Annotated in this window: 14 protein-coding genes and 1 riboswitch; of the genes, 4 read left to right on the top strand and 10 right to left on the bottom strand. The window is 56.6% G+C overall.

What is annotated here, in order from left to right; genetic code table 11:
- Window positions 1-332: 332 nt before the first annotated feature.
- From GC56T2_RS07655 to GC56T2_RS07615, 9 genes are all read right to left on the bottom strand, one after another.
- Window positions 333-644, bottom strand: a complete 312-nt coding sequence (locus tag GC56T2_RS07655) for a YpbS family protein (protein ID WP_144974235.1) — start codon at window positions 642-644, stop codon at window positions 333-335.
- A complete protein-coding gene (locus GC56T2_RS07650) occupies window positions 644-829 on the bottom strand; it encodes a hypothetical protein (protein ID WP_033021401.1) in 186 nt (61 codons plus the stop codon). The genes GC56T2_RS07655 and GC56T2_RS07650 overlap by 1 nt, the downstream gene beginning before the upstream one ends.
- Window positions 826-4581, bottom strand: a complete 3756-nt coding sequence (locus tag GC56T2_RS07645) for a dynamin family protein (protein ID WP_144974233.1) — start codon at window positions 4579-4581, stop codon at window positions 826-828. The genes GC56T2_RS07650 and GC56T2_RS07645 overlap by 4 nt, the downstream gene beginning before the upstream one ends.
- A 158-nt stretch (window positions 4582-4739) precedes the next feature.
- Complete coding sequence (locus tag GC56T2_RS07640) at window positions 4740-5318, bottom strand: isoprenylcysteine carboxyl methyltransferase family protein (RefSeq protein ID WP_144974231.1); 579 nt, start codon at window positions 5316-5318, stop codon at window positions 4740-4742.
- Complete coding sequence (locus GC56T2_RS07635) at window positions 5315-6382, bottom strand: type III polyketide synthase (protein WP_144974230.1); 1068 nt, start codon at window positions 6380-6382, stop codon at window positions 5315-5317. The genes GC56T2_RS07640 and GC56T2_RS07635 overlap by 4 nt, the downstream gene beginning before the upstream one ends.
- A 208-nt stretch (window positions 6383-6590) precedes the next feature.
- Complete coding sequence (locus tag GC56T2_RS07630; RefSeq protein ID WP_144974228.1) at window positions 6591-7601, bottom strand: coiled-coil domain-containing protein; 1011 nt, start codon at window positions 7599-7601, stop codon at window positions 6591-6593.
- A 155-nt stretch (window positions 7602-7756) separates the two neighbouring features.
- On the bottom strand, window positions 7757-9064 hold the full coding sequence (locus tag GC56T2_RS07625; protein WP_144974226.1) for a nucleobase:cation symporter-2 family protein: 1308 nt from the start codon (window positions 9062-9064) through the stop codon (window positions 7757-7759).
- A complete protein-coding gene (locus GC56T2_RS07620; protein WP_144974224.1) occupies window positions 9061-9648 on the bottom strand; it encodes a xanthine phosphoribosyltransferase in 588 nt (195 codons plus the stop codon). The genes GC56T2_RS07625 and GC56T2_RS07620 overlap by 4 nt, the downstream gene beginning before the upstream one ends.
- A gap of 118 nt (window positions 9649-9766) precedes the next feature.
- Window positions 9767-9868: riboswitch (purine riboswitch) on the bottom strand.
- 403 nt (window positions 9869-10271) lie between these two features.
- Window positions 10272-11636, bottom strand: a complete 1365-nt coding sequence (locus GC56T2_RS07615) for an ISLre2 family transposase (RefSeq protein WP_144973526.1) — start codon at window positions 11634-11636, stop codon at window positions 10272-10274.
- Between the two features lie 367 nt (window positions 11637-12003).
- On the opposite strand from GC56T2_RS07615, the gene GC56T2_RS07610 reads away from it, so the two are divergent.
- The 4 genes from GC56T2_RS07610 to GC56T2_RS18105 are packed head-to-tail and all read left to right on the top strand — an operon-like array spanning window position 12004 to window position 14394.
- Entirely contained in the window at window positions 12004-12129 is a 126-nt protein-coding gene (locus GC56T2_RS07610) for a cytochrome c oxidase subunit 2A (RefSeq protein ID WP_144977145.1), read from the top strand.
- Between the two features lie 21 nt (window positions 12130-12150).
- A complete protein-coding gene (locus tag GC56T2_RS07605; protein WP_144974222.1) occupies window positions 12151-12621 on the top strand; it encodes a cytochrome c oxidase subunit II in 471 nt (156 codons plus the stop codon).
- A gap of 1 nt (window position 12622) precedes the next feature.
- On the top strand, window positions 12623-14272 hold the full coding sequence (locus GC56T2_RS07600) for a b(o/a)3-type cytochrome-c oxidase subunit 1 (RefSeq protein ID WP_144974220.1): 1650 nt from the start codon (window positions 12623-12625) through the stop codon (window positions 14270-14272).
- Window positions 14266-14394, top strand: a complete 129-nt coding sequence (locus GC56T2_RS18105) for a hypothetical protein (protein ID WP_255516049.1) — start codon at window positions 14266-14268, stop codon at window positions 14392-14394. Before GC56T2_RS07600 ends, GC56T2_RS18105 begins: the two co-directional genes overlap by 7 nt.
- Before the next feature lie 52 nt (window positions 14395-14446).
- Here GC56T2_RS18105 and GC56T2_RS07595 read toward each other — a convergent pair whose 3' ends face one another.
- Entirely contained in the window at window positions 14447-15949 is a 1503-nt protein-coding gene (locus GC56T2_RS07595; RefSeq protein ID WP_144974218.1) for a carboxypeptidase M32, read from the bottom strand.
- Between the last annotated feature and the right edge of the window lie 51 nt (window positions 15950-16000).

Raw genomic sequence — 16000 nt, 5'->3', positions numbered from 1 at the left:
GATCCTTTGTTTCGCACGTTCCCTCACCGATGAGAGGGAAACGGCCGTTGTTCAACGACTTTCTAGGAGGCCGGTGATTTCGTGCAAAATACTGCTGAGTTCCACCCATTTCTCAATGAGCGAAACCTCACAGAATCAGCTTTCTTTTCTGAAGGAAAATGCATCCAATTGGTGTGACAGCGGTTTTTCACCGACCTTCTAGGGACCAGTGATTGAAGGGAGCAAGCCGCTTATCGAGCTCATTTCTCAAATCGAAAAGCCTTGTCACACGAGGATCGCCTTTCAAACGATCCCCCATTGCTCAAAAGAAGCAACTGTTTTTCACCGACCTTCTAGGCTCGAGCGTGCTGGCCGTCTTCTCTGTTCCCTTGTGGCGGCCGTTTCCCTTCCAGCCGGCTCACATAGTCGCGCACCATTTCCGGCGTCACGTACCGGCGCGCCGGCACGAGGCCACCTTTGGCCAGTTCGTTCATTTGTTTCGTCACTTCGTTGATCAGCTCGACCGTAAACGGCTCGCCGCGGCGGCAGCGCTCGACCGCTTCTTCGATATGCCGCTCGCGCTCGGCATCGAGCATGGCAAACTTTTTCAAGACGGCATGCTGTTTTTGTACGTGGGCGGTAATCGCCTGATGCACTTCGCTCACTAGCTCTCGTCCTTTCCTGCTTCTTTTTCCATCAACCGCTTGACGTTTGGTTTCGGTGTCCAACAGTTGAACCGGTAGTTTGGTTTCGTCGCATAGCCAAGCCGGCGGCAATACGTGTAGAGCCCATCGGCCCGTTTTTCGATGCCATAGTGGATGCATGTCGCACAAGCGTGAAACCGGTTCATGGCTGCGCCTCCTCGCCTTGAACGGGAAGAAGGCGGCGAAGCGCCGCTTCGATGCGGCGGAGCGTCTCACCGTCCCCCTTGTTGGCGAGCGCCGCCATCAAACCGTCCATATAGCTGTCGACTTGGTCGGCGAGCGCGGCGGCCAACGCGGCGACGGCCGTCTCGTATTGCTCACCATAAGCGGAGACGATCCGCTCTTTTTGCTCGGCCAAATACTGATCGACCGGCTCCATGAGCGCGGTTTCGATTTCCTCTTTCATCCGCCGCTTTTCATCGCGTTCAAAAAACGATTTGGCGTTTTTATAGAGCGAAAGCGCCTTGGCAAACCGCGCCCGATCCACATCGCTAAGGGCGGTGGCGAACTCCGGCGCCGCAAAAACAGCCGTTTCCGGCGGCGTAAGAGCCACTGACGGATCGAGGCTTCGAAGCTCACGGCCAAGACGGGCAAACTGCTCATCCAGCCGCTTGCGCAAAAAGGCCTCTACCCGCAAGCTTGTCGCCCTCATCTCCTGCGCCAAATCAAAGCCGACCGCCGCAAGCAGCTCGTCAAGACAGCGCGCAAGCACTTGGCGCATCGGCCCTTGGCCGTCGCGGAGCACCGATGGATGGAACGCTTCCTTAAACAGATCGTTCAAGCGCAGGAACACGCGCTGTTTCACGTAATAGAGCAGCTCCTCCACCTCTTGGCGAAGCGCTTGCCGGCCGTGAGCGTCATCGGCGCCGGCGAGCAGCGCATGCATCTCTTCGCGAAGGCGCCCGAGCATTTGTTGTTTCTCCGCTTTTTCCGCCTCGCTCTGCCCAGCGGCCCGAGCGTACTCCGCGGCTGCCTGATGCGCCCGCGCAAGCTCGGCGCAGGCGCTCTCGACCGCCACTTCGGCCAGCTCTTCGGTCAAGAAGCGGAAAAAGTCGGCCTCAAAAGCGGGCAGCCCTGAATCCGCCAAAACGTCGTGCGGCACGGGTCCCGCCCCGGTTTTTTCCGCCAGCGCCATGCGGCTCGAGAGCGCATAAAGGCGCGGAAAACGGATGCCGAAGCGGGCGAGTTCGCTGTTCATGTAGGAGACGACCGCATCGAGCTCCTCCCGCGACTGAGCCAAATCAGCGGCGTTGATGACAAAAAACATTTTGTCAAGGGAAAACGCATCCTTAACGCGCCCGAGCTGAAGCAAAAATTCGCGATCCGCTTTCGAAAAGGCATGGTTGTAGTACGTCACAAACAGCAGCGCATCGGCATTCTTCATATAATGGAACGCCACTCCGGTATGCCGGGCGTTGAGCGAATCGACCCCCGGCGTATCGACAAGCGTCACCCCTTGGCGGGTGAGCGGGCAATCGGCATACAGGACGACCTCGTCTAAGAAACACGACACCGCCTCATCCGCAACATACCGCTCTAATTCGTCAAAGCCGACCGACAGCGCTGCGCCGAGCTGGCCGCCCATCCGCTCATAACCGGCCGCAACGGCCGCCAAAAAGGCAAGGTGCGGCTTTTGCGCCGGATGCATGGCTCCGGATTCGGCGATGCGGGTGCAAAGGCGAAGCGCCTCCTCCCATGTATCGGCCTCCAGTCCAAACTGGCGAAGCGAGGCTTGAACATCCTCCCACATTTGCCGCTCGCTTTTGACGTTGACCACCGCCATTCCGTGCGGATGCTCTTCGTCAGGCGGCGCGATTTTGCTGATGGCAGCGGTGGTCGGATTGGGCGATGAAGGCAAAAGCGGCGCGCTGAGCAAGGCGTTGGCGAGCGACGACTTGCCGGCGCTGAAAGCACCAAACAAAGCGACCGTAAACGAGCGCTCACGGAGCCGCCGCGCTTTGACGCGCAGCGGGCTGGCAAAACGAGAGAGCAGTTCGGACTGCTCGAGCCAGGCGGCCGCCGCCTCCAGCCGCTCGGCCGCTTCTTCGCTTCGCAGTTTTTGTCCGCTAGGCCGCGCCCGCGAGAAATCGTCCCGTTCTCCCGCCGCCCGGCTGCCGGCCGCTCTTTTCTGACTGAGCGCTTGCTCTTCGGAAACACGATTCATGGTCTCCCGCGGCTCATGCGGCCGCACCGCCGCCTCGGCATGGCGCGCCTTCTGGAACGAAGGGGCGGCGGTCAGCATAGCCAGCTGTTTTTCATCGAGCGTTTGGCCATCGTTCGGGGTGGGGGCGGCGAGCAGCTGCTCGAGCATGCGCCGCCGCTCTTCCCGCTCCGCTTCAAGGCGGGCCAAATGGGCGGCGAGCTCCGCTTTTTCGCGCGCTGCCGACAGCTTGACACGCAATGCCGCGATTTGCTCGGCCGCCCGGTTGGCCGTTTGTTCCCCAAGCTCCGCCACCAAAGCGAGCGCTGAGTCGCGGTACCGTTTTTTGAGCGCCGCCGCGACATCATCGGTATAATTCAACAGCGCCGCACCGCGCGAATCCGTTCCGTGTTTGACGAGGCCTGCAAGCAGCGATTCATCCCACTCCACCGTCCATTGTTGACACTTGCCAAGCCAGGCGGCATCGGCATCCCACTCATGTCCAAACCGCAGCAGCAATTGGCGGACATGCCATTCGATCTGCGCGGTCGCCTGTGCTTTCACGCTCTCATAAAACGCCGCCAACCGCCGTTTGCGCTCCTCTTCCGTTTTCGTCTTGGAAAACAGCCATCCGACCTTAAAGCTAGGCTGCATGGCTTCCAAGTACGCTCCGGCCCGCTCTCTCGTTTCAAACGGCATTAAATAAGCATTGTGCAGCACGCGCTCCAGCTCCGTGCGAAACGACTCTTCCAGCCGCGCCGCCGCCGTTTGCGTCTCGACAAGCTCGGCTTCCAAGCGATGGAGCTCTTCGGCGGCCGCCTCACCTGCACCCCCACCAAGCGCAGCAAACCGCTCCTGCATCTCTTGCGCCAACTTCTCATGCTGAGCGCACAACTGTTCAAGATGGCGGGCGGCGATCCATTTCAACGATGATTCAGCGCCGCGAACGAGCCATTCATCCTTGTCGGCAAACAGCCGGCGCAAGCAACTTGACAACGCCTGCCACTCGCTATGCGGATGGGACGGCGCTTTCAATGAGAGGAAAAACAGTCCGGCCGCCTCGATCCCCCAGCGTTGGAACGCCTCGACCGCCGAAGCGCGAAACGCCGCGAATGGCAGCTCCTCTTCGCGATGTTTGTCAATTTGATTGATGACCAAATACACCGTTTTTCCTTCATCGGTCAACTGTTTCGTAAATTGAACGTTTAATTCCGCCTGGACATGGTTATAATCCATCACATAAAAGATGACATCCGCAAGATGGAGGGCCGACTCCGTCGCCAACCGGTGGGCGTCGTCCGTCGAGTCGATGCCCGGCGTGTCCAAGATGGCGACGCCCGGGGGAATGACGCCCGTTTCACGGCTGATTTCAATCCATTCGATCGTCTCCCCGTCCCGGCATTGCGCGCGGATGAGGTCCGGATCATACGGCGGTTCGTACTCGACCGGCGCCTCGCGGCGATAAAAGACGCGCACAGAATCCCGGCCGGCCTTCACTTTGACAAGATTGGCGCTCGTCGGAATCGGGCTCGACGGCAATAGCGGCTCACCGAGCAGCGCATTAATCAAACTCGATTTGCCGGCGGAAAAATGGCCGCAAAAGGCGACAACGAGCTCCCCGGCCGCCGTTTTTTCAATAAGCTGCTTCACTTTGCCTGCATGATCTGAATCTCCCGCTTGCTCGAGCAGCTCATGCATCTTCATCATTTTCGCCAGCCACGGCCGCAATGACGGCGGTCTAACAGCAACATTCCCCATGATTCAAACCCCTTTGTTTCCGTCAATGTCATTTACATTCATTTTACTGCATTTTGTCCCGTTTCCCAATAGGAAAAACGAAAAATCCCGCCCATCAACAAGGCGGGAGCGCATGAAAATATCGATCAACAGGGAAATGAGGGCTTTTCTCCATCTTTTTAGAAAGGCGTCAACCTTCGGGAGATGCTTGGCCAAAAGCGCGGCCGGTCGCGAAACGCTTCCTGATAGTCTGTCAACGCCGCCAACGCTCGCTCCTCTGTTTTGATGCGAACGAACAGCAGCAACGCATTAAGAAATGAAAAGACAACGGCCGTCAATCGCGCCTGAAACAAAAGTGGCAGCAGCGCGATCTCCAAAACGACGACCGCATAGTTCGGATGACGAATCCACCGGTATGGCCCTTTTTTCACGACCGGACGGTTGGGCACAATCAAAATTTTCGTATTCCAAAAGCGACCGAGCGACAAAATCGTCCATACGCGCAACCCTTCAACGGCGAGAAAGAGCGGAAACAAAAGCGGCCAGCGCCGCGACGGGCGAGCGCCTTTTCGAAGCGCCTCGACAGCCAGCGACAAAAGAAAAAGCACATGCATTAACACGATCCACGGATAATGGCGGGCGCCCACCTCTTTCGCCCCGAGCGCTTTCACATACCGTTCGTTCCGTTTTGCAAGCCAAAGCTCAACCAAACGCATCCCGACCACCGCGAAAAACACGAAGGCAAACCGCATCATCATTCCTCCCATTTGAGCAGCACCATCTCGGCGCTAAAGCCGGGGCCGAGGGCAACGAGCAGCCCATACCCGGGCGCAAGCGGCTGCCGCATCACTTCCTCGAGCACAAAATAAACGGTGGCTGACGACATGTTGCCATATCGGGCTAGCACCTCTCTGGAAGTCTTTGTCTGTTCCATGCCGAACCCGAACGCTTCCTCATACGCCTCAATCACCTTTTTCCCGCCCGGGTGGGCGATAAAATAGCGAAGGTCGCCAAGCCCTAGTCCGTTCTCCTGCAAAAACGACTCCACTTGCGGGCGCAGCCATGCGCGGACGATCACCGGAATGTCTTTTGAAAAGATGACAAACAGCCCTTCATCGCGAATATCCCACCCCATCACATCTTCCGAGCGGGGCATCAGCGCCGATCGGGCAGCGATGATGCGCGGCGCGCCGCCATTTGGCGCTGCTTCATCGCCGGCGACAAGCACGCAGGCCACGCCGTCGGAAAAAAGCGATGTGCCGATCACATTGCTTTTGGATACGTCATCCGCCTGAAATGTCAAACTGCAAAACTCAGCGGCAATCACAAGCGCCTTCGCCTTCGGAAACGCCCGGCAATAATCGGCCGCCCGCGCAAGGCCCGCTGCCCCTCCCGCACAGCCGAGCCCCCAAACCGGCACCCGCACGGCGGAAGGAGAAAACGGCAGCACGTTCATCAGCCGCGCCTCGATGCTTGGCGTGGATAATCCGGTCGTTGAGATGTAAAACAGCGCATCGACCGCCTCATGGGGAACCGGGCCGTCAAGGGTGTTCTGCAAGCAATTGTTGGCTGCCTCGCCGCTGTAGCGGACGGCGCAATCCATATACACAGCATTTTTCTCGCCGAAACCGCGCGGTGCGCTGTACCAGGCAAGCGGCTGAACAAACGCGCGCGTCCGAATGCCGCCGTTGTCAAAGGCCCGAAGCAGCCGCTCGGCGCGCCCGAGGCGCCCGGCAAACAGCTCGGCAACATGCTGCTTCACTTCTTCTTGGGAAACGATATATGGCATCGTTGCCGTGCCGATCGATAAAAGGGTCGGCATACCAACACCTCAGTTTGTTCCTCTTTTTGTTTAGGATGCACAAAAAAGCAAACTGTATGCAGACAAAAAGCATCCCGTGCGTCTTATGATTGGAAAGCCGCTGATCATCCAAAAGAAGGACACATGAAGAAACAGGCGCGGACAAAGCCGGCCTGTTTTTGGGAAGGAAAACGGACTCAAGTGAGGATATGAACTGAGATGCTTAGCGTTATTTCGCTTTCAAAGCGCGGATTTCACTCTCATGCTCAAGCAGATGCAACGCGAGGGATTGAAGAACGAGCTCTTGCCTAGCTTGTCCGGTGATGATTTCATCGATTTTCTGCTGCATTTGGGCAACGGTTTGCTTGATCGTTGACACGTCTCGCAGCGTCTCCAATGTCTCCATAACGGCTTGCCGAATAAACGGCAATTCGGCGACATCTTCCTTTGTTGCCATCGTCTGCTCAACGCGCTCAACGCGTTCTTCCATACGTCCCATGCGGGCATCCATGTGCTCGAAGCGCTCTTCCATACGCCCCATGCGGACATCCATGTGCTCGAAGCGCTCTTCCATACGCCCGACGCGCGCATCCATGCGCTCAACGCGTTCTTCCATACGCCCCATACGGACATCCATGTGCTCGAAGCGCTCTTCCATGCGCCCCATACGGACATCCATGTGCTCGAAGCGCTCTTCCATGCGTCCCATACGGGCATCCATGTGCTCGAAGCGCTCTTCCATGCGTCCCATACGGGCATCCATGTGCTCGAAGCGCTCTTCCATGCGTCCCATACGGGCATCCGTGTGCTCAACGCGCTCTTCCACGCGCCCGACGCGTGCATCCAACGACGCCACATCCTCCCGCATGGCCACCACCGTTTGTTCCAGCTGCCCGAGGCGTTCGTTCGTCTGCGCCACGTCTTCTTTCGTCGCCATCGTCTGCTCAACGCGCTCAACGCGTTCTTCCATGCGTCCCATGCGGGCATCCATGTGCTCGAAGCGCTCTTCCATGCGCCCGACGCGTGCATCCAACGACGCCACGTCCTCCCGCATGGCCACCACCGTTTGTTCCAACTGCCCGAGGCGTTCGTTCGTCTGCGCCACGTCTTCTTTTACCGCGGTCATCGTCTGTTCAAGCCGCTCGATGCGCTCATTCGCCCGGGCGATGTCGGACTTCGTTGCCATCTCCGCCCGCATTTGCCGCAGCTCGTCAAACAGGCGCACCACCCATTCGTCCACGGTTTCACCTCCTTTCCCTTTCCATTATATCACCGCACTTCCACCGTCTTCTACTCTTTTCTTTACAAATCGACACGCAACAAAAAAGCCGTCTTTGCTTCCCAAGCTGATCGTGGGAAGCAAAGACAGCGATGAAACCGATGACCTTGACACGTTTACGAGATTTTTTGTTCCTGCAGCGGCAGAGCAGCTGATTTTCTCGCCCTGCCGAGATGGAAGACAGCGTTTAAGAGAATGGCGGTCATGCTGCCGGCGACGATGCCGCTGTCGGTCAAAATGCGGAGGCCAGCCGGGAGCTCGGCAAACAAGTTCGGCACCGCCGTCACCCCGAGCCCGACGCCGATCGAGCAGGCGATAATGAGCAAGTTTTCTTGCACCGCCAAGTCAACGTGGCTTAGCATTTTCACGCCGTAGGCGATGACCATGCCAAACATGGCGAGCATCGCTCCGCCGAGCACTGGGGCAGGAATGATCGTCGCCACAGCCGCGATTTTCGGCACAAATCCAAGCAAGATGAGAAACAGAGCGGCGGCGTAAATGACGTTTCGCGTTTTCACGCCCGACAACTGCACAAGGCCGACGTTTTGTGAGTATGTCGTATACGGGAACGCATTGAGCAGCCCACCGATCATGATCGCCAATCCTTCGGCGCGGTAACCGCCCGCCAAATCCTTCTCCGTCAGCCGGCGGCGGCAAATGTCAGACAAAGCGAAGTAGACGCCAGTCGATTCAACGAGGCTGACAATGGCGACCAACACCATCGTCAACACGGCCGGGCCATGGAATGACGGAACGCCGAAATAAAACGGCTGCGGCAGGTGAACCCACGACGCTGCGGCGACAGCCGTCCAGTCCACTTTTCCCATCGCCGCCGCGACAGCAGTGCCGACGGCCATCCCAAGTAAAATAGCAATCGAACGGACAAAGCCTTTGAAGCAGCGATAGAGCACAACAATAAGCGCGAGCACGCCAAACGACAACGCCAAGTTGGCCGGGTCCCCGAAATCTTTCGCCCCTTGCCCGCCCGCCATATTGTTCACGGCTGCAGGGATGAGCGTCAAGCCGATCACCGTGACGACGGAACCGGTGACAACCGGCGGAAACAGCGCCCGCAGCTTGCCGAAATACGGACTGATCAACACGACGACAAGCCCGGCGCAAAGAATCGACCCATACACGGCCGGCATTCCGTATTGTCCGCCGATGGCGATCATCGGCCCGACCGCCGTAAACGTACAGCCAAGCATGACCGGCAAACCGATGCCAACCCATCGATTTTTCCATACTTGTAAAAGCGTCGCGATGCCGCATGTCAATAGGTCAACGGCCACTAAATACGTCAGCTGCTCCCCCGACAGCCGAAGCGCACCGCCGACGACAAGGGGGACGACGATCGCCCCGGCGTACATCGCTAACACGTGCTGGATGCCTAATGACCCGATTTGCCACCATTTCATGTTCATCGATTCATCACCTCTTCGTGAAATCGAATGACGCCATCCGCAAGAGAAGCGATGCGGGCGAGCGAAACGACGCGAAACCCGCGCGAACGAAGCAGCCGGCCGCCGTCTTGAAACGCTTTTTCAATGACAATGCCGATGCCAACGACAGCCGCTCCCGCTTGACGAACGACCTCCACCATCCCGAGCGCCGCCTGACCGTTGGCTAAAAAGTCGTCGATAATGAGCACCCGGTCAAAGCCATCAAGCAGTGAACGGGAAACGATGATCTCGTTGGCCTCCTGCTTCGTAAACGAATACACTTCCGCGCGATACACCTCACTGGTCATCGTCAGCGGCCGCCGCTTGCGGGCAACGACAAGCGGAACACCGAGTTCATAGGCCGTCATAAGCGCCGGGCTGATGCCTGATGACTCGAGCGTCAACACTTTTGTCGGCCGCTCGCCGCGAAACTGATTAGCGAACTCCTCACCGATCCGCTTCATCAAATGCGGGTCGACTTGGTGGTTTAAGAAGCGGTCGACTTTGAGCACCCCGCCGGCGACAACCTCCCCTTCAGCGGCAATTTTCTCGAGCAATGCGCGCATACTGATTCCCTCCCAATAAAAAAAGCTTAAAAAACACCGGCCTCACTCAATTCCATGAGTCAGGCAATGTCTTTTAAGCCGAAGCAAACGGAAGGCGCAAAGCGGCCATGGCCGCCTTCCTTCCGACATTGCCACTCATAGTCAGCCGATTTACGGTCGGCTGGTAGAGACTCGCAAGCCGTATTCTTGCGATTATATGAGTGAGTCAGCGTGATTCAGTTATTAGCAGTATACCATGACCAGCGGCAGTTGAGAAGCGTTTTTTGCTAAAAAGACGAACGTTAAAGGACAAAAAATACAGATTATTCGCTTTTATCTCTTTGTTGGTACGAGGCCACGCTTCGGTTTTTGATTTCAAACCGTTTCGAGTCGCACCCGACTGAAGGACCATCATCCGTGGTGGCTTTTCTGTCCATCATTTTCATACATTGTTCACAATCGTCACCATTTGTTCAAACTTCCCGCATCGTTTGAGTCAGTCAAGACTTTGTGGAGAACATTTTTTCGGTCTACTACGGGCGTTGTCAATCACCGGTTGGTAGACCATTTTTAGGAATTGATATCGTAAGCGCTTTCGGACTCTCATCCCTCTTCTTGAGCTGATTTTTGCTCGATCCATTTTTTTACATCCATCCGCCATCGCGAAGCGCCGACAATGCTTGGTAGATCGGCGTCCCCGATGACTGTTGAAGATACGGGATGTTCTGGCGCATCACCTCCGCCAACAACCGTCCTGCCTTCCGTTTGGCCTGTTTGATCCGCTCCAGCTTCGTCGGGGCCGAGGCTACCCTCTGGGGCTCTTCCTCCTCCAACTGCCCCGTTCTCCACCCTATTCCGTCGATTTGGGCCACCATCGCCTTCAGAAACGCCCAAAGTCCTTGGTCCTTCCAGCTGCGGCGGGATTTCACCCGGTACGCGAACCGGCTCATCACGCTCTCGGCGTGGCCCATCGGACGCATGCCGGCCGTCTCCACCCCTTGCGCCGACAGCCACTCCCGGTAGTCCCGGATGCATCCCGGCATCGACTCGATCCGGCGGATCATTTCGGCCAACTGCTCTTCTTTGGCTTCGTCCCCCAACGTACCGACGGCGCTGTTCAGTTCCACCAAAAGTCCTTCCTCGTCTTGCTTCGCCAGCTTCTTCCGCACCTCCCGCCAACGCGGGTGGCCGGACAGACACTGACGAAGCTCCCGCGCCACATGGAACCGATCCAACTGAAAGCACGCCCGCTTTCCGAAATACTCCCGGCAGGCGGTAATCCAAGATGCCGCGTCGCCGTTGATGACCAACAAGTCCCGGCACGGGTCATAGGCATATTCCTTCATCAGCCACGCTTCGAACCCTTCCCACACGTCCCCCGCCCCTTCATGGAGGTAGTGGCGCCGGTTCACGAGCTCCAGTTGCGAGCCGTTCCGTCTCCATCCCTCGTGAACCGCCAAGATTTTCTGCTCTTTCGCCCGTTTCCCTTTCCCTTGGCGGGAGATGAACAGTCCATCCGCTTCCACCAACAGCACCCGGCCATGCCGTTGGGAAACAGGGTGGTGCAGCGAGACAGGGGCCGCCAACACCAGCTGACGAATCGCCTCATGGCTGAGGACCGCATACCCCACGATCGCCTCCAACGTACGGGCTGCTTTGCGGTAGGAAGAGCACTCTATGGCCAACTCGACCGCCGTTTCCTCGAGGCAAGGACTGATCGATTGGGCTCCATCAAAGCCCAGTTCGGCATCCAACAAGAAGGTATACGCCCCTGCCTGCCGATCATAGTAGTAGTTCCGTCGGAACGTCACTTCTCCAAACAGCGTTTGGAGGGTGGTCGGCCGTTTGTCTTTCAGCTGATAGCGGCGCTTGTCCCTGGCTTCCGCCAGTTGTTGATCGATTTCCTCCAAAAGGGCCGCCAACACGATGGCAAACACGTTTTGAAGGGTTCTCAACAATTGTTCCTCCAGCTCTTTTAATACAGGCCATTGTGTGGTAAGATGTTTCATGGACTCTCTCCCTCCTGTTTTCGGTTGGTGTCAACAATCACTATCATAGCAGGGAGAGAGTCCTTTTTGCATGAAATTCGCTTTTTTCCTACCGCGCTTCGCTTGGTGGCCCCGACGAGCGTCGCGAACAAAAGTTCGCAACCCTCGTCGGGGATCCTTCCTGAACGTCACCCACAAATATTTTACTCACACGCATCGTTTTTGTGAGAAAAGTCACTGTTGCCACAGTTTCCTACAGTTATGATAGTGTCAAAGCAGGGAAATCCGCGGTTGACGCGCCTGCCTCACCGATGTGACGGGGGATGAATTCAAAAAAGAGGAGGGATGCAACGTGGCAAAACTAGAATCGACCAAACCGACAGCGGCGATCCGGCAACCAAAAAACGAGAAAGAGCCGGCGCTCGGCGGCACGCTGGCGTCTGTGTTTTTGCTCGGCTTTTTCATCATTTTCGCCTGGGTCAGCGTCTACTTTTTATTTTTACACCGCCTGTAAGCGGCAAGGGAGGAACTGGATATGCACATGCATAAGTACGAAAAAATTTGGCTGACGTTTGGCATCGGCTGTCTCGTTGTCTTTTTAACCGTCGTCGGCGTGAGCGCTTTCGCCTCCGGACAGCAGCCGCCAAGCTGCCTGACGACGATCGATCCAGAGAAAGTGGACACGACCCCGCCCTTCAATCAGCCGGGGCTTGTCAAAAAAGGAAACAACGAGTACGAACTGAACATCATCGTCGCAGCGTTTTCCTTTACGCCAAATGCCATCGAAATTCCGAGAGGAGCGAAAGTGACGATCAACGTCACCTCGAAGGATGTGATCCATGGATTTCAAATTCCAGGAACAAACATCAACATGATGGTTGAACCCGGCTATATCAACAGCTTGACGACGACGTTTGATCAGCCCGGCGAATATACGATTCTCTGCAATGAATATTGCGGCGCCGGCCACCATATGATGACGGCGCGCATGAAGGTGGTGGAGTAACATGGTACAATCGTTGGAAAAAGTCGATCGCCGCGACGCCAAACTGGCGCTGGCGCATTTCGCTGTCGCTTTTGTTGCTCTTGCATTAGGCGGATTTGCCGGCCTATTGCAAACGCTCGTCCGTTCCGGCGAGTTTGAACTGCCGGCCGGCATCAGCTATTATACGATTTTAACGACGCACGGCGTCCTGCTTGGTCTTGTATTGACGACGTTTTTCATTATCGGCTTTCAGTTTGCTGCCGTCAGCCGCACGGCCGGGGCGTTCACGAATCGTACACGCCGGTTGGGGTGGATCGGCTTTTGGATGATGACGATCGGCACAAGCATGAGCGCCTTCTTCATCTTGACGGGGAAAGCGTCCGTCCTATATACCTTTTACGCACCCCTGCAAGCGCACGCCGGCTTTTATATCGGCTTGGCGCTTGTCGTTGTCGGCAGCTGGGTAAGCGGATTCGCGATATTTGCCCACTATGCGCGCTGGCGGAAAGCGCACCGCGGCGAAGCGAGCCCGTTGCTGGCGTTTATGTCGGTGACAAATATGGTGCTATGGCTCATCTGCACGCTCGGTGTCGCTGCGACCGTCGTCTTTCAGCTCATTCCGTGGTCGCTTGGGCTCACCGACCGGGTGAACGTGCTATTGAGCCGGACGCTGTTTTGGTATTTCGGCCATCCGCTCGTTTACTTCTGGCTGCTGCCGGCGTATATGGTTTGGTACGCCGTCATTCCGAAAGTGATCGGCGGCAAAATCTTCTCTGATTCGCTCGCACGGCTGGCGTTCATCTTGTTTTTGCTGTTTTCGATTCCGGTCGGCTTCCACCATCAATTGCTGGAGCCGGGGATCTCGCCGTTTTGGAAATACGTGCAAGTCATCTTGACGTTTATGGTCATCATTCCGTCGCTCATGACCGCCTTTGCCATGTTTGCGACGTTTGAATCATATGGCCGCTCGCAAGGGGCCAAAGGCTTATTTGGATGGCTGCGGAAACTGCCATGGGGCGACGCGCGCTTTTTCGCACCGTTTGTCGGAATGCTGTTTTTCATTCCGGCCGGCACCGGCGGGATTATTAACGCCTCGCATCAACTCAACCAAGTCGTCCATAACACGATTTGGGTGACCGGCCACTTCCATTTGACCGTAGCGACGACGGTCGTCTTAACGTTTTTTGGTGCGTCGTACTGGCTCATCCCGCATTTGACCGGCCGGGTGATGACGAAGGCAATGAACCGGCTCGCCATCATGCAAACGATCGTTTGGGCCGTTGGAATGACGTTTATGTCCGGTTCGATGCATTTGGCCGGCTTGCTTGGAGCGCCGAGACGTTCCGCCTTCTCAACGTACGGCAATTCGCCGCAGGCGCTCGAATGGATTCCATACCAAATTGCGCAAGCGGTCGGCGGGACGATCTTATTCATCGGCATCGTTCTCATTCTCGTCATCGTCATCAACTTGGCGTTTTTCGCCCCGAAAGGCGAAACGGAATTTCCGGTCGCCGAAGCGGCCGCCCCGCAGGAACGGGCCGCGCTGGCGCTTGAAAACTGGAAACTTTGGATCGGCCTTGTCGTTGCATTAATTTTGATCGCCTATACGGTGCCGTTGATCGACATTATTCAAAACGCCCCGCCGGGGTCAAAAGGATACAAACTATGGTAAAAAAGGAGGGCGTCTCCCGGTGGCAGCGGGACGCCCTCTTTGATCGTTACGCCGATCTGCACTTCGTTCATCAGTCCGGCCTTTCGTTCTTCACCCAAATGCGGCGGCTGTTGAGCCGCTGATGCGCTCAAGGCCCTCGTGTGAAGAGCCGGCCGTTTGCCGCCGCGCTCCACTTTATAACCGATACAGCGCTTGATATTTTTCTTCTAAATATTGAATCAAGCCATCGGCTTTGAGCGGTTCGCCCGTCGCGTCACGCACAAGGTCGAGCGGCTTCTTCGTTTTGCCGAATCGGTGGATGCGGTCCGTCAGCCATTCGCGAATCGGCGCAATCGTCCCTTCCTCAAGCAGCTGCGCGAAATCGAGCTCCTTCTCCATCGCCCGCTTCAACTGCGCTGCATACATATAGCCGAGCGCATAGGACGGGAAATAGCCGAAGCTGCCGCCCGACCAATGAACGTCCTGCAGCACGCCGACCGCATCATTGTGCGGACGGATGCCAAGATACTGTTCATACTTCGCATTCCAGACATCCGGCAAGTCCGCCGCTTCCAGCTCACCCGCGAACAGCTGTTTTTCAATTTCATAGCGAATGATGATATGAAGCGGATACGTCAATTCGTCGGCTTCAATGCGGATGAGCGACGGCTTCACTTCGTTGATCGCCCGGTAAAACGCGTCCAGAGACACGCCGGCAAACTGGGCGGGCGCGTATTGCTGGAGACGCGGATAATTGCGCTTCCAAAACGCGTAGTGGCGTCCGATCATATTTTCAAAAAAGAGCGACTGCGATTCATGAATGCCCATCGACGCCCCGCTCGCCAGCGGCGTGCCGGTGAGCGCTTCGGAAATGTGCTGCTCATACAGCGCATGGCCGCACTCATGGATCGTGCCAAAAATCGCGGTGCGGAAGTCGCGCTCGTCGTAACGCGTCGTAATCCGAACATCGTTCGGATTCAGCCCGATCGCAAACGGGTGGACCGTCTCATCAAGCCGCCCTTTGCCGAAATCGTAACCGAGTTCCACAAGCAGCTCCAGCAAAAAGGCGCGCTGTTTTTCTTTCGGAAACGGAGCGAACAAAAACGACGTGTCCGGCTTGTCTGGCGCGGCGGAAATCGCCTGCACAAGCGGAACGATGCGTTCGCGCAACTGGCCAAACAATCCGTCAAGCAGCTCGACCGTCATGCCCGGCTCATACTGATCGAGCAGCGTGTTGTATGGATGCCCTTCATATCCCCAATAGCTGATAAAGCGGCGCCGAAACTCGACGATGCGCTCCAAATACGGCCGAAACAGCGCGAAGTCAGCGGTTGCCTTCGCCTCCTCCCAAACGCTTTCCGCTTTGGAACAAAGAATGACGTATTCCTTATACTCATCGGCGGGAATTTTTTTATTGCGCTCATATTCCTTTTTGCACTCATCGAGAGTGCGCTGCGTCACTTCATCAAGCTGTTCGTAAACGCCCTGCGGCGACAGCTTGGCGATAAACGCCGCCATTTCTTCCGATGTCGACATGCGAAACACTTCTTCCGAAAGCATGCCGATCACTTCGGACCGCTGCTCCACCCCTTTTTTTGGAGCGCCCGTCCGCAAATCCCAGTACATGAGGCCAATCGCTTCGCGGTAGCCCATCATTTTTTTCACATATCGCAAAAACTGCTCTTCAATTTGCTTCATGTCGTTTAAGTCCCCCTGTTGATTTGATGGCCAGCTATATTACTTCCATAA

The organism is Geobacillus sp. C56-T2 (genome assembly GCF_007829715.1).
GTDB lineage: Bacteria > Bacillota > Bacilli > Bacillales > Anoxybacillaceae > Geobacillus > Geobacillus icigianus.
The sequence above is the reverse complement of the archived record's forward strand: the minus strand, read 5'-3'. Positions and strand labels throughout refer to the sequence as shown.